Here is an 18827-nt window from a genome sequence, read left to right on the forward strand (position 1 = left end):
CGGTCAGTCCTTCTTGATGGTCGAGATGTCGGGCGCGTCCACCGCCTTCATTCCGACGATGTGATAGCCAGCATCGACGTGATGGGTCTCGCCGGTGACGCCGGCGCCCAGACGCGACAGCAGGTACAGCGCCGAATTGCCGACATCGTCGGTGGTGACATTGCGGCGCAGGGGCGAATTCAGCTCGTTCCATTTCAGGATATAGCGGAAATCGCCGATGCCGCTGGCGGCCAGCGTCTTGATCGGCCCGGCCGAGATGGCATTGACGCGGATCCCGTCCTTGCCGAAATCCTCGGCCAGATAGCGCACGCTGGCCTCGAGCGCGGCCTTGGCGACGCCCATGACGTTGTAATGCGGCATGATCCGCTCGGCGCCGTAATAGGTCAGGGTCAGCATGCTGCCCCCGGCCGGCATCAGCGCCGCCGCGCGCTTGGCGACGGCGGTGAAGGAATAGACCGAGATGTCCATGGTCATCATGAAATTGTCGCGGGTCGTGTCGGCATAGCGGCCGCGCAGCTGATCCTTGTCGGAAAAGCCGATGGCGTGAACAAGGAAGTCGAGGCCGCCCCAACCGTCGGTCAGCGCGTCGAACAGCCCGTCGATCGAGGCTTCGTCGCCGACATCGCAGGGCAGGACCAGATTCGAGCCCAGCTGCGCGGCCAGCGGCTCGACCCGTTTCTTCAGCGCCTCGCCCTGATAGGAGAAGGCAAGCTCCGCGCCCTCCATGGCCAGCGCTTTCGCGATCCCCCAGGCGATGGACTTGTCATTGGCCAGCCCCATGATGAGACCGCGTTTCCCGGCCATCAGACCGGCATGCTGCTCGCTTGACATGTGCTGCCCCTCGCGCTTTCAACCCTTTTAGACGTGATTAGGCCAAGAGTGCTGCCGCATCAAGCGCAAGGGGGCGATGATGAGCGACCGGACCGGAATCTTTGCGGGCGACGACCCGTTCGCCATCGCCCGTGCCTGGCTGGCCGAGGCCGAGGCGGTCGAGCCGAACGACGCCAATGCCATCGCGCTGGCGACCGTGGATGCCGAGGGCCTGCCCGACGCGCGGATGGTGCTGCTGAAGGATATCGAGGGCGCCGGGACCGAGGGCGCCTTCGTCTTCTACACCAATTACGACAGCGCCAAGGGCCAGCAGATCGCCGCCACCGGCAAGGCGGCCTTCGTGATGCACTGGAAGTCGCTGCGCCGCCAGATCCGGGTGCGCGGCACCGTCACGCGCGAGGAGGGGCCGCAGGCCGATGCCTATTTCGCCAGCCGCTCGCTGCAGAGCCGGCTTGGGGCATGGGCCTCGCGGCAGTCACGCCCGCTGGACAGCCGCACCAGTTTGATGGCCGCGGCCGCGAGACAGGGCCTGGTCCACGGAACCAACCCGCCGCGCCCGCCCTATTGGGGTGGCTTTCGCATCGCACCGGTGCAGATCGAATTCTGGAGCGACGGAGCGTTTCGCTTGCACGATCGCTTCAGATGGAGCAAGGTGGCGGATTGCCGCTGGGAGGTACAACGATTGTGCCCTTGAGGCTTGACCGATTGGGGTTCCGGGTCGAAAATTGATGATTGCTATGGTAAGCTATATGAACAAACACCTATCTCCGCATGATTTTCCGGCAGTCAAGGCGATTGAACCATTTGGCATCGAGGCGTAGTGTTCAAGATGGCGTACGAGTTGCGCGATAACGGTGAGATGATGACGGAAGAAAGCGGCATGAAGCTGATCTCGGGCCAGGTCAAGTGGTTTGACCCGGCCAAGGGTTATGGCTTCATCCTGAACAGTGATGGCGGGCCTGATATCCTGTTGCACGCCAATGTGTTGCGGAATTTCGGCCGCAGTTCGGTTGCGGACCAGTCGCGGGTGACCGCCTGGGTGCAGCCGACCGCGCGCGGCCTGCAGGCCAGCGAGGTGGTCGAGATCGAGCCCCCCGCCAGCGATGGCACCCCGCCCATCGCGGATATCGACAGCACGGTGATCGAGCATCTCGAATCGCTGCCCCTGCGCCCGGCGCGGGTCAAATGGTTCGACAAGGGCAAGGGCTTCGGCTTCGCCAATATCTTCGGCCACCCCGATGATGTCTTCATCCATGTCGAGGTCCTGCGCCATTCCGGGTTTTCCGATCTGGCGATCGGCGAGGCGATCGGTATCCGCGTGGTCGAGGGGCCGCGCGGCCTGATGGCGGCGCAGATCACCAGCTGGCATCGCGGGGGCGACCAGTCCGATCTTGCATTGACCCCGGCGCCGCCGCGGCACGATATCGAAGACCGGGACGAATTTCTCGCGCATGTCGCGCATGTGGCCGAATAGGCTGCGGGGCAAGCCCCGATCTTGCCAAGGGACGCTGCGCGCTCTTTCGGTGCTGTCCGCCCTGATCCTGGCCGGTACTTCCGTCGCGGCGGCTCCGCCGCCAGCGGATTGCGCGCCGGATCGGGCGATCTTTCTGACCTCCGAGGGGACCGAGACATTCCGGATCGAGATCGCCGATACGGTCGAGGAGCGCGGCCAGGGTCTGATGTATCGCCGCAGCCTGCCTGCGGGCGAGGGGATGCTGTTCATCTATGACGAGCCGGCGGAACTGTCCTTCTGGATGCGCAATACATTGATTCCGCTGGACATGATCTTTCTGGATGAGAAGGGCGTGATCCGTCATGTCAAGCGCGAGGCGCAACCACTGGATGAGACGCCGGTTCCCGGCGCGGCGCCGGGCGATCCCGACCCCGAGCGCCTGATGGTGCTTGAGATCGCGGGCGGCGAGGCCCTGCGCCTCGGGCTGGCACCGGGCCAGCCGATGGCGCATCCGCGCCTCGACCCTTCCCTTGCGGCCTGGCCCTGCCGCTGATGCCCCTTTTCCCGGCCCGGCCGATCCGCTAGAAGCGTCGTCGTCGGGGCGTAGCGCAGCCTGGTAGCGCGACGGTTTTGGGTACCGTAGGCCGGAGGTTCGAATCCTCTCGCCCCGACCAACACTTGGCTTGTTTTCAAGAACTCCGTTTTACAAAGTCTTTTACACCTTTGTTCTGGATTCGGCCTGCCGCAGCTCCTCCGCGAGGCTGTCCGACATGGCTGGCGACAGGACGACATAGCGCTCGATCACCTCGGCGGCGTGCTTGATCGACCACCCCATATGCTTGGCGATTTCCTTCAGGTCAGCCCCCACCTCAAGAAGCCTCGTCGCAGCGGTGCCCCGCGCGTCATCCGCGCTCTTCTCCACGAGCGCACGCAGGTTCATCATGTCGTCGGTCATCGGTGGTCCTTCCGAGCAGGAGCCGGTATCGACAACGAGACCCAAAACGAGACCCAACCGGAAAGCGCCGATGACCACTGCGCTTCCTAGCTACACCACCCCCAGGGACGTCACCGACAAACCCTCCCTGATTGAAAGGAATTACGGTCAACAATCCAGCGGAAGTACAAACGATCCAGCGTTTGGGCGAAAGACTCTAGGGGCGCGGGCCTTCGGATGCCTGTTCGAGAGATCCGGCCTCTGCTTCGGCCAGGACGAACAGCCGGATCGCGGTGGCCAGCCCCACTTCGGGCGGGCGGGCGTGGTCGATGCGGCCGATCAGCACGGCACGGGTGATCTCCTGCGCCTCTGCCGCCCGACCGAGCGCGGTCCAGAAGGCGTCTTCCAGCGACACCGAGGTCCGGTGCCCGTCAATCGTCACCGACCGTTTCATCGGCGGCGTCATCGGGGGCAGATCACGCGTCATCGCGCCGATGGGCCTCGTGCGTCCGGGCGCTGCGCTCGGCCTCGGCCTTGCGGGTGTTGCGCGCGTTCCGGGACTCGCCGAACTTCGCGGCATTGGCGTCGCCCTCGGCCAGGCGCTCGGCACGGTCGCGCTGCTTGCGGGCCTGCCGCAAATTGACGATCTTGGTCATGGGCCTCCCTCCGCTGCCAGCATGATCTGCCAACTGACGCCGAACCTGTCGGCGACCCAAGTATAGCGCGGCGAGAAGGGATATTCATCCAGCGGCATGAAGACCTGCCCGCCTTCGTCCAGAATCGCGGCGAGGCGATCCACATCGGCGGCCTCCTCGCAGCTGATCAGCAGCGAGATTGACGGTGTGAAGCCGAAATCATGCACCGGCGGGCTGTCGAACAGGATCAGCGGCTGCCCGGCGATCAGGGCCCGCACGCGGGTCGGCCTGTCGTCGCCGTCCAGTCTCTCGACCTGCATGTCGGGGAAGGCGCGGGACCAGAGCGCAATGGCATCGGCCATCGCGCCCTGGAACATCAGTTGCGGGATCGCGGCGATCACCCTTTCGGGCCGATCATGTCCTCGGGCCGGACGATCCTGTCGAAGGTCTCGCCATCGACGAAGCCAAGCGCGATCGCCTCTTCGCGCAGGGTGGTGCCGTTCTTGTGCGCGGTCTTGGCGACCTTGGTGGCGTTGTCATAGCCGATGGTCGGGGCCAATGCCGTGACCAGCATCAGCGATTCCTTCATCAGCTTGTCGATCCGGGCGGTATTGGCCTGCGTGCCCGCCACCATGTTGTCGGTAAAGCTGCCCGCCGCGTCGCCCAGAAGCTGCATCGACTGGATGACATTGTAGGACATCATCGGGTTATAGACATTCAGCTCGAAATGGCCCTGCGACCCGGCGAAGGTGACGGCGGCGTCATTGCCCATCACATGCGCGCAGACCATGGTCAGCGCCTCGGCCTGGGTCGGGTTCACCTTGCCCGGCATGATGCTGCTGCCCGGCTCGTTCTCGGGCAGGATCAGCTCGCCCAGGCCCGAGCGCGGCCCCGAGCCCAGAAGCCGCAGGTCGTTGGCGATCTTGAACAGCGAGGCGGCGACGGTCTTCAGCGCGCCCGAGAAGAACACCATCGCGTCATGGGCGGCCAGCGCCTCGAACTTGTTCGGCGCGGTGACGAAGGGCAGGCCGGTGATCTTCGCGATCTCGGCGGCGATGGCCGTGTCCCAGCCCTTCCTGGTGTTGAGGCCCGTGCCGACGGCGGTGCCGCCCTGCGCCAGTTCATAGATCTGCGGCAGGGCCAGCCTGACGCGCTCGATCCCCATCTTCACCTGATGGGCATAGCCGCCGAATTCCTGTCCCAGGGTCAGCGGCGTCGCGTCCTGCGTATGGGTCCGGCCGATCTTGATGATGTCCTTGAATTCCTCGGATTTCGCCACCAGCGCCTTGTGCAGCTTTTCGAGGCCCGGGATCAGCACGTCGCGGGCCATCATGCCGATGGCGACATGCATCGCGGTCGGGAAGGTGTCGTTCGAGGACTGGCCCATGTTGCAGTGATCGTTCGGGTGAACCGGCTTCTTGCTGCCCAGCTCGCCGCCGAGGATCTCGATGGCGCGGTTGCTGACCACCTCGTTGGCATTCATGTTCGACTGCGTGCCCGAACCCGTCTGCCACACGACCAGCGGGAAATTGTCGTCGAACCGGCCTTCGAACACCTCGGTCGCGGCCTGTTCCATCGCCTTGCCGATGCCCGGATCCAGATCGCCACTGGCCTGATTGACCCGTGCCGCCGCCAGCTTGATCGCGCCCAGGGCGCGGATCACCGCAACCGGCTGCCGCTCCCAGCCGATGGGGAAGTTCATGATCGAACGCTGGGTCTGTGCACCCCAGTATTTGCTGGCATCGACTTCCAGCGGGCCGAAGCTGTCGGTCTCGGTGCGGGTCTTGGTCATCGCATGGCTCCCTCGCGGTTTCGCCGCGATTACTAGACCGCAACAACGGGATTCGCAAATGGTATGCGAATGTATGCCGATCTTTGCTTCCGCGCTTCCCGAGGGATCGGCAAGCCGTTCGGAAGCCGTGCGGACCCTACATCTCGGCCACGGTCGCCAGCCGGTCCTGGACCAGACCGCTGATCCGGGCCAGATCGGCGGCCAGGGCATGGCCGGCCTGATGATCACGGGCCAGCGCCGTCGCGGCCTCTTCCAGCGCGGTATCATGCGCCGAGCGGGCGACACCGGCAAGGAAGCGGGCGATATAGTCGATGGCGGCAGTATCGTGGGCATTCGACAGGATTTCGGCGACATGGGTCAGGTCGTCGCGCAGACCCGAGGTATCGGGCTGGATCAGATCATCGGGCAGCGCCCGCGGTCCGATGCTGCGGGCTTCGGCCGGCAGCGCCGACAGGATCGCCTGCTGGAAAACCGCGAGGCTTTCGACGGGCTTGGGCAGGAAGCCGTCCGCCCCGGCCTTCATCGCGGCGTCGCCCGCCTGCGGATCGCCCGAGATGCCGAGGACCACCGGCACCCGCGGTTCGGTCGCGGTGATCTGGCGGATCAGCCCGGCGCCGTCGCCATCCGGCAGCCCGAGATCGACGATGACGACGGCGGGCCGGTAGGTCTGCAGGTGTCTTGCCGCCGAACGGAGGCAGTCGGCGCGCCGGATCCGCGCCCCCGACCGCAGGCAGAGCAGGCGCACCGCCTCGCTGGCGAAACGCGAATCCTCGACCACAAGCACGGTCAGGCCGGTCAGCGGACGCCCCGGCAGCGACATGCGCCACAACGGCAGGGTTTCTTTCGGTCCAGCCCCAAGATCGGTCAGCATCTCGTGTTCCCGCGCCAAATGACTTTCGACCCAGATAAGCGGCTCTTCCCTAAGAAGCGGTTAACGGCGCCCGGTTTCCCTTTCGCTCGGTGGCCGAAGCGCCTAAGAAGGCCCGAAAATGGAGGTCGCCATGATCGGACGTCTGAACCATGTCGCCATTGCCGTGCCCGATCTTGAGGCCGCGGCTGCGCAATATGCCAATACCCTGGGCGCGACGGTGCGCGCGCCGCAGGACGAGCCGGATCACGGCGTGACCGTGGTGTTCATCGAACTGCCCAACACCAAGATCGAACTGCTCTATCCGCTTGGCGAGAACAGCCCGATCGCGGGGTTTCTGGACAAGAACCCTTCGGGCGGCATCCATCACATGTGCTTCGAGGTCGAGGATATCCTGGCCGCGCGCGACAAGCTGAAATCCGAGGGCGCCCGGGTCCTTGGCACGGGCGAGCCGAAGATCGGCGCCCATGGCAAGCCGGTGCTGTTCCTGCATCCCAAGGATTTCAACGGCTGCCTGATCGAGCTGGAGCAGGTCTGATGAACCTGACCGGCGGCATCATTCTCTATGCCGTATTGTGGTTTCTGACCCTGTTCGTGGTCATGCCCATCGGCCAGCGCAGCCAGCAGGACGCCGGCGAGGTGGTGCCGGGCACCCCGGCGGGGGCGCCCGCCGATCCGCCGTGGCGGCGCAAGCTGGTGCTGACCACGCTGATCGCGGCGGCAATCTGGGCGGTTCTGGCCTGGATCATCCTCGGCGGGATCATCAGCCGCGACGATATTGCGGATCTGGACCGGCTGTTCCGCTGACAAGGTGGAACAGGTGGGTGAAGGCGGCCGCTGCCAGCAGCGGCACCGCGATGTTCAGCACCGGGATCGTCAGGGCGATGGCGACGAGGGCACCCGCCGCGGTGATCGTGCCGATGTTGCGGCGCCGGATTTCGGTCGCCTGCGCTTCCTGCAGGTGTCGGCGCGCCGCCATCTGGAAGAACTCGCGCCCCAGCAGCCAGCCGTTCGCGGCATAGAACAGGATCGGCGCCAGCGGTCCCAGAAACGGCGTCAGGATCAGTGACAGCAGCGCCACGCCGATGACCGCCGCCATCACCGCAAGCGCTTCCAGAAGCCCGTCCATGAAATCCAGCGGCTGACCACGGCGCGACGGATAGTGGATCGCCTCGACGGCCTCGGCCACCCGCTCGGTGAACAGGCCGGCGAATCCTGCGGCCACGGGCGCCATCAGGAAGAAGCCCATCAGCGGGAACAGCGCCAGCGATCCCCAGGACAGGGCGCCGGCGACCTCGACCGTGCCGATCCAGGGCAGCGACAGGCTGTCCGGGGCCAGCAGGCGGATCAGCCAGAAGGCGCCGGCCTGAAGGACGACGAACAGAAGCAGCGTTAGCCCGACGCCGGCCAAGGCCAGCGACAGGATTCTTGGCCGCAGCAGGTCGCTGCAGCCAAGCGCAAGCGCCCGCGGAACGATCATTCCAGCCAGCTTGTCTTTGCGCCGATGTCGGGGCGGGGGCGTTCGGGCGGGGTTGCGCCGCGGCTGCCGATATGGATCAGCCCGGCCACGCGCTCGCCTTCGCGCAGGCCCAGATGGGCGCGGCCGAACGCCTCGCTGACCGCCGCGTGACCCGTCAGCCAGGCCGCACCCCAGCCCGAGGCCAGCGCCGCGTTCAGCAGGCCGAGGCAGACCGCGCCTGCCGACAGGATCTGCTCCCATGCCGGGATCTTCGTGCCGGGTACGGGGGCCGAGATCACTGCGACGATGACCGGCGAGGCAAAGGCCGAGGCGGCCTTGTCCGCTGCCGCCGCATCCTGTCCCTCGGCCAGCATCTCGCGGTGCAGGACCGGGGCCATCCGGTCCAGCGCCGCACGCTCGAGCACGACGAATCGCCATGGTTCCAGTTTGCCGTGATCGGGCGCGCGCGCGGCCAGCGTCAGCAGGCGCAGGATCTCGGCCCGGTCGGGGGCGGGTCCGCTCAGCGTCTTCGGCGGATGCGAGCGGCGCGTCGCGAGAAAGCCCAATGCGGCGTCGTTGCGGTGATCCATGCGCGTCTCCTTCATCCTGGCCCGAGCAGGGCGGGCGCCGCCGTTTTCACAGAGGACGGGCGGGCGTGCAAGCCGTCATGTCTTGCCCCCGGACCGCAGCCGGGCAAAGCTGCGCCCATGACCGATCTATCGCATCTGGCGCGGCAGGGAGAACTGATCGCGCTGCGGGTCACGCCCCGGGCGCGGCGCAATGCCGTCAGCCTCGATGACGGCGTGATCCGCGTCCATGTGACCGCGCCGCCCGAGGATGGCAAGGCCAACGACGCGGTCGTCAGGCTGCTGGCCAAGGCCATGGGGGTGGCCAAGTCGCGGCTGGTCCTGGTGCGCGGTGCCAGTTCGCGCGACAAGCTGTTCCGGCTGGATTAATCGGACCGGTTTTCCAGCCGGTAGTTTCCTTCGGGCAGGTTCAGGGCCAGGCGCAGTTCGGTCAGTTGCTGCAGGGTGAAGACGATCCGGGCGACCTCGTCGCCCTCGGGGTTCATCTGCTCGACCACCACCCGGTCGTCGAAGGTCAGGATGACGACATCCTCGTTCAGGGGGCGTGTGTTCGGCTCGGCCTCGTCGATCAGGGTGATGACGGTGGCGTCGAAGTCATGCTCGATGGTGAACATTCCGGTCTCCTTGCGTTGCCGTGACAATCGCGCGAAGCGGCGGGCACGGCAACCCGGCGGGGTTTGCACACGGGAAACCGGCGCGATAAGCTGACATGAAAGCCGCGAACAACGCGGCTTCGGCATGTCACGAGGCGAAGCCATGAGCAGGGGCATCACCATGCGGCGGGTAACGGGCGCCATTCTGGCCGGGCTTCTGGCCCTGTCGGCCTGTGCGCCGATCCCGGTCGAACAGACCCGGGGCCAGCCCCCCGCGCCGGGAACCGGACCGGCGCCGGATTACCGCAATGACGGCTCGCCCGAGGGGACCGCGCGCACCTTCATCGCGGTCATGCGCCGGATGGAGCCCGCGGTCGAGCGTGAATGCCTGCAGCGGCGCACCCAGCCGATCAACTGTGACTTCCAGTTCGTCGTTGATGACCGGCCGGGGCTTGAACCCAATGCCTTCCAGACCGTCGATGACAGCGGCCGGCCGATCGTGGGCTTTACCCTGTCGCTGATCGCGGCGACCCGGAACGGCGACGAGATCGCCTTCGTGGTCGGGCACGAGGCCAGCCATCACATCCTGAACCATCTTGACCGCAAGGCGGGGGCCGCGGCTGCCGGCGCGGTCATCTTGGGCAGCATCGCCTCGATCTACGGAAGCGATGCGGCAGCCGTCGAGGCGGCCCAGCGGATCGGGGCGTCGGTCGGGTCGCGCTATTATTCCAAGGACTGGGAACTGCAGGCCGATTACCTGGGCGCCATCATGACGCTGAACGCCGGCTTCGACCCGGTGAATGGCGCGCGCTTCTTCGAGCGGATCCCCGACCCGGGCGACCATATCCTGGGCACCCATCCCTCGCGTGCCGCGCGGCTGGCGCAGGTCAACCGCGCCGTGGAAGACATGCGCAACGGGCTCGCGCGCTGATTCGTCAGATCAGTTTCGGCTTTCTGTAGCGCGCTTTGCGCGCCTGAAGGCGCCGCTGTGCCGCGGTCGAGGCCATCTGGCGAGTCGGATCGTCGCGATGCTGTCATCATGTCTTTTTAGCACTAAGCAAAAAATCGCCATATGCGCGAGCCGGGATCTTTGGGTATCGTGCCCGGGAAGATTGATGCGGGACCTTGTTGTTGTTGCAATGAAGCCGCAAGCCAATGGCCGCGTTGGAATTTGTGAATTATTATAATTTATATTCATATAGTTATGATAAATTCCAAGAAATTCTTGGATCAAACGGAAAAAGATGGACCTCTCAGTGCAGAAAAAGCTGGCATATCGGCGGTTTTTTGCTCTACTCACTTTAGCATGCGCATAAGAAAGATGATGGGTCGCGTTCATCTGATGTGCCGAGGTGAGGGAGAGAGGTGCCCATGATCGGGGTGGTTGTTTGGAGCAATGCGGAAAAAGAGAAGGCGGTCGTCTGGTGCGAGGATCAGGCGTCACTGGCCTATCTGCAGGGCCGCGTTGAGCTTCTCGCCCCCGGAAGATGGCCGGAACCCGGTGATCTGGTCGAACTTGACAGCGAACTGATCGGCAACCTGCGCCATGCGCGCCGCGTTTCGGTCCTGTCCGAGCGGGGCTGTCCGCAACTGCCCGAACTGCTGCGCAGCTCCGGCGGCGAGCGCGGCCGGGAATCGCATCTGCGGCTTGTTCCGGCCAGCGAACGGAAAGAGCGTGGCGGCTGCACCCCGCCTTTTCCGCCTCTGCCCGTGCGCGCCAGCGCGGGGCGCTGACACCGCGCGGCACAGGCCACGCGACCCTTGCGGAGGCCGGGCCATCGGGGGGGGCAGGTTGACCTGTCTTTCCCGAAATGAGCGATCTGCGCGTCGGTTTGCTGACTGCGACGGCTAAAGCGCGCAAGATAATTTCAAATCCCGCCCGCCCCGCGTCATTTTATCCACAGAACCCCATTGACCATGCCGGGGCGTCTCCATAGTTTGCGCCGACGCTCGCGCGGAGAACCGCCGGGCGGAGAGCTTGTCTGATGGAGTAGAGAAAATGTCCCGAATGATGACGGGTGCGAGAATGGTTGTCGAAGCGCTGCGCGATCAGGGCGTCGATACCGTATTCGGCTATCCGGGCGGGGCGGTACTACCCATTTATGACGAGATTTTTCAGCAGAACGACATCACCCATGTCCTGGTCCGCCACGAACAGGGGGCCGTTCACATGGCCGAGGGCTATGCCCGTTCGACCGGCAAGCCCGGCGTCGTTCTGGTGACCTCGGGTCCGGGCGCCACCAATGCCGTCACCGGGCTGACCGATGCGCTGATGGATTCGATCCCGCTGGTCGTCCTGAGCGGGCAGGTCCCGACCTTCATGATCGGCACCGACGGTTTCCAGGAGGCCGACACCGTCGGCATCACCCGGCCCTGCACCAAGCATAACTGGCTGGTCAAGGACACCGGCAAGCTGGCCGAAACCATCCACAAGGCGTTCCATGTCGCCACCTCGGGCCGGCCCGGTCCGGTTCTGGTCGATATTCCGAAGGACGTGCAGTTTGCCACCGACGAATATATCAGTCCGAAACAGGTCGCGCCCGCCCGCTATCAGCCGGTGAAGAAGGGCGATATCGCCGCCATCACCCGGCTGGTCGAACTGATCGAACAGGCCGAACGGCCGGTCCTCTATACCGGCGGCGGGGTGATCAATTCCGGCCCCGGAGCCAGCCAGCTGCTGCGCGAACTGGCTGACGGGACCGGCTTTCCGGTCACCTCGACGCTGATGGGTCTGGGCGCCTATCCCGCCTCGGGCAAGAACTGGATCGGGATGCTGGGCATGCATGGCCTCTACGAGGCCAATCTGGCGATGCATGACTGCGACCTGATGATCAATATCGGCGCCCGTTTCGACGACCGCATCACCGGGCGGGTGGCCGATTTCAGCCCCGGATCGGTCAAGGCGCATATCGATATCGACCCGTCCTCGATCAACAAGGTCATTCATGTCGATCTTCCCATCGTCGGCGATGTCGGTCATGTGCTGGAAGACCTGCTGAAGATCTGGAAGTCGCGCGGCCGCAAGGTGAACAGCGCGGCCATGGGCAAGTGGTGGGAGAAGATCGAGGGCTGGAAATCGAAGAACTGCCTGTTCTTCCACAACAGCGACAAGATCATCAAGCCGCAATACGCCCTGCAGCGGCTGGAGGCACTGACCAAGGGGCATGATCGCTATGTCACGACCGAGGTCGGCCAGCACCAGATGTGGGCGGCGCAATATCTGGGCTTCGACGGGCCGAACCGCTGGATGACCTCGGGCGGTCTGGGCACGATGGGCTATGGCTTGCCGGCCTCGATCGGTGTGCAGATGGCTCATCCCGAGGCCCTGGTCATCAATGTCGCGGGCGATGCAAGCTGGCTGATGAACATGCAGGAAATGGGCACCGCGGTGCAGTTCCGCCTGCCAGTCAAGCAGTTCATCCTGAACAACGAACGCCTTGGCATGGTGCGGCAATGGCAGCAATTGCTGCATGGCGAGCGTTACAGCCAGAGCTGGTCGGACAGCCTGCCCGATTTCGTGAAGCTGGCCGAAGCCTTCGGTTGCAAGGGGGCGCAGGTCCGGGATCCGAGTGATCTGGACGATGCGATCCAGCAGATGATCGATTATGACGGGCCGTTCATCCTCGACGTGCTGGTCGAGAAGCATGAGAACTGCTTTCCGATGATTCCGTCGGGCAAGCCGCATAACGAGATGCTGCTGGGCGATGCCGAAACTGCGGGCGCGATCAAGTCCGACGGGGCGGTGCTGGTCTGAAATCCGGGCAGCGGGGGCTGGCCTCCCGCACCACCCGGGGATACTTCTGCACAGATGATAGGGGCAGAGCATGAATGCGTTGAACATCCACAAGGGCGCGACGAGCCATTCGGCCTATGACCTGCGCGACCCGAATGCCGAGATCGAGGAAAGCCATACTCTGGCCGTGCTGGTCGAGAACGAGCCCGGTGTACTGGCCCGCGTGATCGGGCTGTTTTCGGGCCGCGGCTACAATATCGACAGCCTGACCGTGGCCGAGGTGGACCATACCGGCCATCAGTCGCGGATCACGCTGGTGACGCGGGGAACGCCCGCAGTGATCGAGCAGATCAAGGCGCAACTGGGGCGAATCGTCCCGGTGCATGACGTGCATGACCTGACCGTCGAAGGACCGTCGGTCGAGCGTGAACTGGGCCTGTTCAAGGTCAGTGGGCAGGGTGAAAAGCGGGTCGAGGCGCTGCGGATCGGCGATATCTTCCGCGCCAATGTCGTCGATTCCACGCTCGAGAGCTTTGTCTTCGAGCTTGTCGGAACGCCGGGGAAACTGGATGCCTTTGCCGATCTGATGCGCCCCCTCGGCCTGTCGGAACTGGCCCGGACCGGGGTGGCGGCGCTGGCGCGGGGCGCATGACGGGCAGGGCCGCGCGCCCTCGCCGGCAGAAGCGAGTTTTTCCTGCCAACTCGGATCGTTAACTGATCTGCACATTTGGCAGGGCCAATTTATGAACGCGCCAGAGAGCCGAGCCGTGGCATAAACATGGAACGGACAGGCTGTCGTCTTTCGGCATTTCAAAACCGCCCGTCCTGTAATCAAGTTGCTGATAATCATTGTATATTTTCCATGAATTTTGGGAATATATGGATTATGCAATGAAATCTGGGATATCAGGTCTATTGAATGACTTCGATTTGCCTCGATTTCTTGACCGATATTTTGATTGGAGTATTCTGTTATATGAAATCAACTTGAACCGGCTCAGCAGCGCGGGCCTTGGATAATTGGATAACCGCCCCGCGGCGACAGCCTCCGGTAATACGCCCATGCTTCAGAATCGGCCCGTCACATCACAAGGCCCCTCCGGCCCGATCCAACTGGACGGGCGGCAAAAGGCGGGTTTCTGTCCGGCCTTGCGCGTGGTCCATGATCCGGCCTGGTTCTATCCGGCCACCGAACATCGCCGGGCGGTGATCCGCGCCGAGACCGCGATCGAACAGCCCCGCCCGGTCACGTTGCTGATCGGCGGGGCCGGGATCGGCAAGACGCTGCTGCAGCGGATGCTTGCCGCAAGATGCCGCGACAGGTTCCTGATTGCGCGGATCGATCGCCACGACCGCCTGCACAAGCAGCCCCTGCAAGCGGCCCTTGAGGCGTTCGGATTGAAGGTCGCCGATGCGCCGCCGGCCGAGTTGCTGGATCAGGCGAGGCTGTTCCTGCAGGAAGGTCAGCGCGACGGTCTGCGCCCATTGTTGATCGTCGACGATGCCCAGATGCTGTCCGAGCCGGATCTGGCGCAGATCAGGGTTCTGGCCGAGGCCGGAATGGCGGTACTTCTGGCAGGCCGCGACGACTTGTCGGGGCGGCTGGAGGCGTGGCGTGCCGACGACCTGATTGCCGATCAGGTTGACGTGCCGCCGTTCCGGGATTCCGAAACCGCGGGTTATGTCCCGCATCGTTTCGCGCTTGCCCGATGCCCCTGTCATCGCGGGATTTCGCCCTTCGATGTCGGCAGTCTGAAAGTCCTGCATCACTGGTCGGGCGGTGTTCCGGGGGTTCTGAACGACTTGATGCAGCATTGCCTGCGGGCCGCCGGGGCAACCGGAACGGCGGTGATCGGCGCCGGATTTGTCGATAACTGCCTTCGGGGGACGGCAATCGCGCCGCCGGTCGTCCTGTCGCCGGCAAAAGCGGACACAGGACAGGCGAAACCTTCCGCCGATCGGTCAGCGGCAGATGCCGCCCCGATCGATGACCCGAAAACCCCTTTACCTCCGCTGCGCGCCGTTCCCGCCGGCTATCTGGTCTCTGCCGAGACTTCCGGACGCTGGCCTGGCGCCGCGGGGCTGATCCTGCTGGTTCTTCCGGTGCTGGCCGTGGTCGGCCTTGGCCTGTGGTGGCTGCAGCGGCCGGATCCGGCGGGGGAGGTGCCCGAGGCCATCGCCATCGCGCCGGCGACAATCGCGGACCGGTCCATGGGGTCCGAGTTGCCAGAGGTGGCGGATGCGTCGCCCGATGCACCTCACCTGCCGCCCGTGACCGAACTTTCGACCCCGCCGGATCCGGTTGTGCTGATGGACGAGGCTCTTGCCGCCGGACCGGATCAGGCGGCAAGGGCCGCCCTTCTTTATCAGCGCGCGGCGTTATGGGGGCAGCCGCGGGCCGCCTATTATCTGGGGCAGGCCTTCGAGACCGGCGAAGGTGTCAGCCCCGACCTCAACCGTGCGCGCGGCTGGTACAGCCTTGCCATCGGCGTCTGGGGGGCCGAGCAGCGTCTCGGGGCACTGGCCGGGAATGCCCCTCCTGCGGGCAGGGTTGCAGCACCAGTGCCGACCATGCAGGCCGCCTATCCCGATGGTCGCGTCGAAATCCACTGGCAAAATGGCGAGGGCGACAGCCCGGCAGGGTTCCTGATCGAATATGTGACGGCCGACGGAGGCGGGGAGATCCAGCGGATCGAGACCGAACGCACCGCGATCCTGCTGCCGGGGCCGGTCGAGCGTTGGCGGGTGATCGCCTTGGGCAGAACCGCAGCAGACGCGGAGGCGAGCGGTTGGAATACCGCCTCGCCGCCGCAGCCCTGATCAGCAGCCCATCACCTCGCAAATGCTACGACGATAGACCTCGTTGGCTTCGCTTTCCGGGCTGTTGTTCGTCGTCGGCGCGGTGCAGCTGGCCACATAGCCCGGGCTGATGCCGCGGTTGACGCAGCCGCTGATATCCCAGCCCGGCGGGATCGCGGTCAGGTCGACATCCTGCCATTTCGGATGGCCGCTTGCCTTCAGTTCATCCAGATTCGTCAGGATCAGCGAGGACAGATCCGAGACGGCGCCGCAGGCCGCCCGGTGATAGGCATTGCCGTTCATCTGGTATTCAAAAGTCATCAGCACCGCCTTGACCGAGACCAGATCGACCGGTTCGGTCTGGAACGGATAGGTGTTCGCCGGCAGGGTCGAGGGGGTATAGACGCTGCGCAGGGTGTCATCGGCGATCGGTACCAGGTGGAACTGAGCGCCGTCGATGGCATTCTCGGAATAGAGCGAGGCGGGCGCGCCGGCGACATAGAAGAAGGCGTCGATATTGCCCGCCTTCAATTGCTCCAGCCCGTCAGCCGGCCCGATCAGCACCTTCTCGGCCGGCTCGACCCCCGCCAGCGACAGCATCAGCGAGGCGGTCAGGAAGGTTCCGCTGTCCTCGACCCCGATTGCCACGCGCTTGCCGGTCAGATCGCGCAGTCCGGAAATGTCGTTCCGCGCGAGGATATGCACTTCTTCCTCGTAAAGCGGAAAGGCGATGCGCACGCCCCGGATGGTGCGGGCGACGACCGGATCCTGACTGGCGAAGGTCTGCATGTATTCCAGCACATCGTTCTGAACGATGCCGAACTGGGTGTAGCGCCGCTGCCGGACGCCAAGGAAATTTTCCAGCGAACCGGCGGTTTCCACCACGCCCATATCCTTGCCGCAGGCGGACATCAGTTGCTGCATGTCGCGGCCGAACTGGATATAGGTTCCGGTCGATGCGCCGGTCATGATGTTGATGGTCGGCTCCTGCGCGTGACCGGGCAACACCGAGGCTCCGGCAAGGCCGGCGACGAACGCGAGGTTTCGCAAAACTCTGGGCAATCGCATGCTACTCTCCTTCGTGATGTGGTGCAGTCATTCAACAGTTGCCCAGCCGTGACATCAGGACCAGGAGTGTCTGCCGGTTGATCGGGTTCTGAACCTGCCTGAGCGCGTCGGGCGTGCAGGTGCCGCCAAGAAGCAGGCTGCGCAACTGCGCCCGCTGCCCGGGATCGCTGGGCAGCCCCGGCGCTGCGGCCAGGGCGGCATCGACAATGGCGGCGCTTCGACCGGGGATCTGGGGGGCTGGTGCGGCGGCGGTGGTTTCGGCGGCGGCTTCGGGGACGGTAACATCCGTCAGAGCCTGCGCTTGGGCGGCAGAGGTGGTCGCCGCCGCGACCTCTGCGGCAAGCGCCTCGCGGCGCCCGGTCAGCCCGGCGATCTCGCCGCGCAGGCCATCCACCTGGGCTGCCAGTTCCGCTGCCAGGCTGCGCTGTTCGGCGACCGTGTCGGACAGGCCCGCGCGCTCGGCCTCCAGTTCGGCCCGCAAAGCGTCGCGCTGGCTGGTGAGACCGGCGATCTCGTCGCGCAGCGGCCCGGCCTGTCCGCTCAGGGTGCCCAGAGCCGCCTGCTGTTCGGCAGTCGCTGTCCGGGCCTCCTCGGCCTCGGCCAGCAATGCCTCGCGGTTGGCGCCAAGCTGCTCGGTCAGGGCCTGCAACTCGGTGGCCCGAGCCTCCAGCGCCGCGACCTCTTCGCGCTGCGCCGCGACCTTCTGGTCCAGTTCCGCGACGGTGGCCTGCTGCTCGGTCAGGGCCGCGGTGGCCTGTGCCAGATCGGTCTGTCGCACTTCCGCGTCGGCGATCTCGGCCAGCAGGTCGTCGCGCCGACCGGTCAGCGTCGCAATCTCGGCCTGCAGAGGCTCTGCCTGTCCGGCCAGTGTGGCGTTGCGTTCGGCGGCACTTGTCCGCGTCTGTTCGACCTCGGCCAGCAGGGCCTCGCGTTCGGCGCCAAGCTGTTCGCTGGCCGTCTGCAATTCGGCGATCCGCGCTTCCAGCGCCGCAGCCTCGTCGCGCCGCGCCGAAAGCGTCTGTTCCAGTTCTGCGGCTGCCGTCTGCTGCCCGGCCATTGCCGCAGCCGCCTGCGTCTGCTCGGCCTGACGCGCCTCGGCCTGAGCGATCTCGGTCTGCAGCGCATCGCGCTGACCGGTCAGCGTCGTGATCTCGGCGCGCAGCGGCTCGGCCTGCCCGGTCAGCGCCTCCAGCGCCGATTGCTGTTCGGCGACGACAGCTTTCGCCCGTTCGGCTTCGTCCATCAGGGCCTTGTGGTCCGTGTCAAGCTGTCCGGTGGCCGCACGCAACTCGGTCGCCCGCGTTTCCAGCGCGGTGACTTCCTCGCGTTTGGTTAAGATCGTCTGATCCAGATCCGCGGCGGTCTTCTGCTGTTCGGTCAGGCTCTCCGCCAATTGGGCCTGCTCGGCCTGACGTGCACTGGCGCCTGCGATTTCGGCCTGCAGGTCGTCGCGCTGGCCGGTCAGCGTCGCAATCTCGGTGCGCAGGGATTCGGTCTGCCCGGTCAGCGCCTCCAGTGACGCCTGCTGTTCGGCGGTCGTGGCCTGCGCCTGCTGGGCCGCGGCCAGGGCGCCGTCTCGGTCCAGGGTCAGCCCGTCCAGAATGCCGCGCATCTCGGTGGTCTGGGCGTCAATCTCCGCGAGTTCCGCGCGCCGCTCGGTGATCGCTTCCGACAGGGCGGTGGCCGTTTTTTCCTGGTCCGGCAGCTCGGCCGCCTGCCAGGAGATTTGGGCGATTTCGACCCGCAGTTTGTCGCGTTGTTCGGTCAGGGTGGCGATATCGGCGCGCAGACGGTCGAGTTCGGCCTCGGTCGGGGCGATCAGCTTGTCCAGGGCGGCAAGCTTGGCCTCTGCCTCCTGCTGCCGCGTTTCAAGCTGGCCGACCTCTTCGTCCATGGTCGCGATGATCTGGCGCAAGGCCGCCGCGCGGCCCTGGTCATCCTGCTGGGCGCTCGCGGCAGGCGGCATGAAGGCAGCCGCTGTCAGAACCGTCGTTGCAAGTCCGATTGACCAAGATAACCGCGTCACAAGTCTCTCCCTGCCATCATCCAATGATGGCAGGGCGCATTTTCTTGTC

The 18827-nt window shown here is 65.2% G+C and carries 23 protein-coding genes and 1 tRNA gene; 12 read left to right on the forward strand and 12 right to left on the reverse strand.

The window, feature by feature from the left end:
• Window positions 1-3 precede the first annotated feature (3 nt).
• Window positions 4-831, reverse strand: coding sequence for an enoyl-ACP reductase FabI (fabI, locus tag KNW02_RS10295; protein WP_216033183.1), 828 nt, complete (start codon window positions 829-831; stop codon window positions 4-6).
• A gap of 79 nt (window positions 832-910) precedes the next feature.
• On the opposite strand from fabI, the gene pdxH reads away from it, so the two are divergent.
• The 4 genes from pdxH to KNW02_RS10315 all read left to right on the forward strand — a co-directional run bounded on the left by pdxH (window position 911) and on the right by KNW02_RS10315 (window position 2958).
• Window positions 911-1525 carry a pyridoxamine 5'-phosphate oxidase gene (gene pdxH, locus KNW02_RS10300; protein WP_216033184.1) on the forward strand — a complete coding sequence of 205 codons (615 nt, stop codon included), beginning with the start codon at window positions 911-913 and terminating at the stop codon, window positions 1523-1525.
• A 165-nt stretch (window positions 1526-1690) separates the two neighbouring features.
• A complete protein-coding gene (locus tag KNW02_RS10305; RefSeq protein WP_216033229.1) occupies window positions 1691-2305 on the forward strand; it encodes a cold-shock protein in 615 nt (204 codons plus the stop codon).
• Window positions 2306-2354: 49 nt separating this feature from the next.
• Entirely contained in the window at window positions 2355-2837 is a 483-nt protein-coding gene (locus KNW02_RS10310; protein WP_348524710.1) for a DUF192 domain-containing protein, read from the forward strand.
• 44 nt (window positions 2838-2881) lie between these two features.
• Window positions 2882-2958: transfer RNA gene (locus KNW02_RS10315), tRNA-Pro, on the forward strand.
• A 41-nt stretch (window positions 2959-2999) separates the two neighbouring features.
• Here the strand turns inward: KNW02_RS10315 and KNW02_RS10320 are convergent.
• From KNW02_RS10320 to KNW02_RS10345, 6 genes are all read right to left on the reverse strand, one after another.
• Window positions 3000-3239 carry a site-specific integrase gene (locus tag KNW02_RS10320; RefSeq protein WP_216033186.1) on the reverse strand — a complete coding sequence of 80 codons (240 nt, stop codon included), beginning with the start codon at window positions 3237-3239 and terminating at the stop codon, window positions 3000-3002.
• Window positions 3240-3435: 196 nt separating this feature from the next.
• A complete protein-coding gene (locus KNW02_RS10325) occupies window positions 3436-3672 on the reverse strand; it encodes a ribbon-helix-helix domain-containing protein (protein WP_348524711.1) in 237 nt (78 codons plus the stop codon).
• Window positions 3673-3694: 22 nt separating this feature from the next.
• Window positions 3695-3874 (reverse strand): DUF4169 family protein, encoded by a 180-nt coding sequence (locus tag KNW02_RS10330; protein WP_216033188.1) that lies wholly within the window; start codon window positions 3872-3874, stop codon window positions 3695-3697.
• The gene (locus KNW02_RS10335) at window positions 3871-4254 is read right to left on the reverse strand and encodes a VOC family protein (protein WP_216033189.1); all 384 of its coding nucleotides are present in this window, start codon (window positions 4252-4254) and stop codon (window positions 3871-3873) included. Before KNW02_RS10335 ends, KNW02_RS10330 begins: the two co-directional genes overlap by 4 nt.
• Entirely contained in the window at window positions 4251-5645 is a 1395-nt protein-coding gene (gene fumC / locus KNW02_RS10340) for a class II fumarate hydratase (protein WP_216033190.1), read from the reverse strand. The genes KNW02_RS10335 and fumC overlap by 4 nt, the downstream gene beginning before the upstream one ends.
• 136 nt (window positions 5646-5781) lie before the next feature.
• A complete protein-coding gene (locus tag KNW02_RS10345; RefSeq protein WP_216033191.1) occupies window positions 5782-6516 on the reverse strand; it encodes a response regulator in 735 nt (244 codons plus the stop codon).
• A 130-nt stretch (window positions 6517-6646) separates the two neighbouring features.
• Here KNW02_RS10345 and mce point away from each other — a divergent pair, with 130 nt between their 5' ends.
• Both mce and KNW02_RS10355 read left to right on the forward strand, forming a co-directional pair.
• A complete protein-coding gene (gene mce / locus KNW02_RS10350; RefSeq protein WP_216033192.1) occupies window positions 6647-7051 on the forward strand; it encodes a methylmalonyl-CoA epimerase in 405 nt (134 codons plus the stop codon).
• Entirely contained in the window at window positions 7051-7320 is a 270-nt protein-coding gene (locus tag KNW02_RS10355; protein WP_216033193.1) for a DUF1467 family protein, read from the forward strand. Before mce ends, KNW02_RS10355 begins: the two co-directional genes overlap by 1 nt.
• Here the strand turns inward: KNW02_RS10355 and KNW02_RS10360 are convergent.
• The gene (locus KNW02_RS10360) at window positions 7277-7993 is read right to left on the reverse strand and encodes an EI24 domain-containing protein (RefSeq protein ID WP_252733678.1); all 717 of its coding nucleotides are present in this window, start codon (window positions 7991-7993) and stop codon (window positions 7277-7279) included. The genes KNW02_RS10355 and KNW02_RS10360 overlap by 44 nt on opposite strands.
• Complete coding sequence (locus KNW02_RS10365; RefSeq protein WP_216033194.1) at window positions 7990-8562, reverse strand: nitroreductase family protein; 573 nt, start codon at window positions 8560-8562, stop codon at window positions 7990-7992. The genes KNW02_RS10360 and KNW02_RS10365 overlap by 4 nt, the downstream gene beginning before the upstream one ends.
• A 117-nt stretch (window positions 8563-8679) precedes the next feature.
• Between KNW02_RS10365 and KNW02_RS10370 the strand changes: the two genes are divergently transcribed.
• A complete protein-coding gene (locus tag KNW02_RS10370; RefSeq protein ID WP_216033195.1) occupies window positions 8680-8928 on the forward strand; it encodes a DUF167 domain-containing protein in 249 nt (82 codons plus the stop codon).
• Here the strand turns inward: KNW02_RS10370 and KNW02_RS10375 are convergent.
• Window positions 8925-9173 (reverse strand): DUF8831 family protein, encoded by a 249-nt coding sequence (locus tag KNW02_RS10375; protein WP_216033196.1) that lies wholly within the window; start codon window positions 9171-9173, stop codon window positions 8925-8927. The genes KNW02_RS10370 and KNW02_RS10375 overlap by 4 nt on opposite strands.
• 142 nt (window positions 9174-9315) lie before the next feature.
• Here KNW02_RS10375 and KNW02_RS10380 point away from each other — a divergent pair, with 142 nt between their 5' ends.
• The 5 genes from KNW02_RS10380 (at window position 9316) to KNW02_RS10400 (ending at window position 15705) form a co-directional block, all read left to right on the forward strand.
• A complete protein-coding gene (locus KNW02_RS10380; RefSeq protein WP_252733680.1) occupies window positions 9316-10083 on the forward strand; it encodes a M48 family metalloprotease in 768 nt (255 codons plus the stop codon).
• A 440-nt stretch (window positions 10084-10523) separates the two neighbouring features.
• Window positions 10524-10886, forward strand: coding sequence for a hypothetical protein (locus KNW02_RS10385; protein WP_216033197.1), 363 nt, complete (start codon window positions 10524-10526; stop codon window positions 10884-10886).
• A 265-nt stretch (window positions 10887-11151) separates the two neighbouring features.
• Window positions 11152-12906 (forward strand): acetolactate synthase 3 large subunit, encoded by a 1755-nt coding sequence (locus tag KNW02_RS10390; protein WP_216033198.1) that lies wholly within the window; start codon window positions 11152-11154, stop codon window positions 12904-12906.
• Window positions 12907-12976: 70 nt separating this feature from the next.
• On the forward strand, window positions 12977-13537 hold the full coding sequence (gene ilvN / locus KNW02_RS10395; RefSeq protein ID WP_216033199.1) for an acetolactate synthase small subunit: 561 nt from the start codon (window positions 12977-12979) through the stop codon (window positions 13535-13537).
• Between the two features lie 503 nt (window positions 13538-14040).
• A complete protein-coding gene (locus KNW02_RS10400) occupies window positions 14041-15705 on the forward strand; it encodes an AAA family ATPase (protein ID WP_216033200.1) in 1665 nt (554 codons plus the stop codon).
• Here the strand turns inward: KNW02_RS10400 and KNW02_RS10405 are convergent, their stop codons facing one another.
• Both KNW02_RS10405 and KNW02_RS10410 read right to left on the reverse strand, forming a co-directional pair.
• A complete protein-coding gene (locus tag KNW02_RS10405; RefSeq protein ID WP_216033201.1) occupies window positions 15706-16752 on the reverse strand; it encodes a TAXI family TRAP transporter solute-binding subunit in 1047 nt (348 codons plus the stop codon).
• Between the two features lie 31 nt (window positions 16753-16783).
• On the reverse strand, window positions 16784-18718 hold the full coding sequence (locus KNW02_RS10410; RefSeq protein ID WP_216033202.1) for a coiled-coil domain-containing protein: 1935 nt from the start codon (window positions 18716-18718) through the stop codon (window positions 16784-16786).
• Window positions 18719-18827: the final 109 nt, after the last annotated feature.

The sequence above is a fragment of the Paracoccus marinaquae genome (assembly GCF_018860165.1).
GTDB classification, from domain to species: Bacteria; Pseudomonadota; Alphaproteobacteria; order Rhodobacterales; family Rhodobacteraceae; genus Paracoccus; species Paracoccus marinaquae.

Coding starts and splice junctions, on each gene's coding strand:
- KNW02_RS10405 (WP_216033201.1), bottom strand. CDS start 16,752: ATGCGATTGCCCAGAGTTTTGCGAAACCTCGCGTTCGTCGCCGGCCTT.
- KNW02_RS10375 (WP_216033196.1), bottom strand. CDS start 9,173: ATGTTCACCATCGAGCATGACTTCGACGCCACCGTCATCACCCTGATC.
- KNW02_RS10370 (WP_216033195.1), top strand. CDS start 8,680: ATGACCGATCTATCGCATCTGGCGCGGCAGGGAGAACTGATCGCGCTG.
- KNW02_RS10355 (WP_216033193.1), top strand. CDS start 7,051: ATGAACCTGACCGGCGGCATCATTCTCTATGCCGTATTGTGGTTTCTG.
- pdxH (WP_216033184.1), top strand. CDS start 911: ATGAGCGACCGGACCGGAATCTTTGCGGGCGACGACCCGTTCGCCATC.
- KNW02_RS10345 (WP_216033191.1), bottom strand. CDS start 6,516: ATGCTGACCGATCTTGGGGCTGGACCGAAAGAAACCCTGCCGTTGTGG.
- fumC (WP_216033190.1), bottom strand. CDS start 5,645: ATGACCAAGACCCGCACCGAGACCGACAGCTTCGGCCCGCTGGAAGTC.
- KNW02_RS10365 (WP_216033194.1), bottom strand. CDS start 8,562: ATGGATCACCGCAACGACGCCGCATTGGGCTTTCTCGCGACGCGCCGC.
- KNW02_RS10380 (WP_252733680.1), top strand. CDS start 9,316: ATGAGCAGGGGCATCACCATGCGGCGGGTAACGGGCGCCATTCTGGCC.
- KNW02_RS10330 (WP_216033188.1), bottom strand. CDS start 3,874: ATGACCAAGATCGTCAATTTGCGGCAGGCCCGCAAGCAGCGCGACCGT.
- ilvN (WP_216033199.1), top strand. CDS start 12,977: ATGAATGCGTTGAACATCCACAAGGGCGCGACGAGCCATTCGGCCTAT.
- KNW02_RS10410 (WP_216033202.1), bottom strand. CDS start 18,718: ATGCCGCCTGCCGCGAGCGCCCAGCAGGATGACCAGGGCCGCGCGGCG.
- KNW02_RS10360 (WP_252733678.1), bottom strand. CDS start 7,993: ATGATCGTTCCGCGGGCGCTTGCGCTTGGCTGCAGCGACCTGCTGCGG.
- KNW02_RS10305 (WP_216033229.1), top strand. CDS start 1,691: ATGATGACGGAAGAAAGCGGCATGAAGCTGATCTCGGGCCAGGTCAAG.
- KNW02_RS10320 (WP_216033186.1), bottom strand. CDS start 3,239: ATGACCGACGACATGATGAACCTGCGTGCGCTCGTGGAGAAGAGCGCG.
- KNW02_RS10325 (WP_348524711.1), bottom strand. CDS start 3,672: ATGAAACGGTCGGTGACGATTGACGGGCACCGGACCTCGGTGTCGCTG.
- KNW02_RS10390 (WP_216033198.1), top strand. CDS start 11,152: ATGTCCCGAATGATGACGGGTGCGAGAATGGTTGTCGAAGCGCTGCGC.
- mce (WP_216033192.1), top strand. CDS start 6,647: ATGATCGGACGTCTGAACCATGTCGCCATTGCCGTGCCCGATCTTGAG.
- fabI (WP_216033183.1), bottom strand. CDS start 831: ATGTCAAGCGAGCAGCATGCCGGTCTGATGGCCGGGAAACGCGGTCTC.
- KNW02_RS10385 (WP_216033197.1), top strand. CDS start 10,524: ATGATCGGGGTGGTTGTTTGGAGCAATGCGGAAAAAGAGAAGGCGGTC.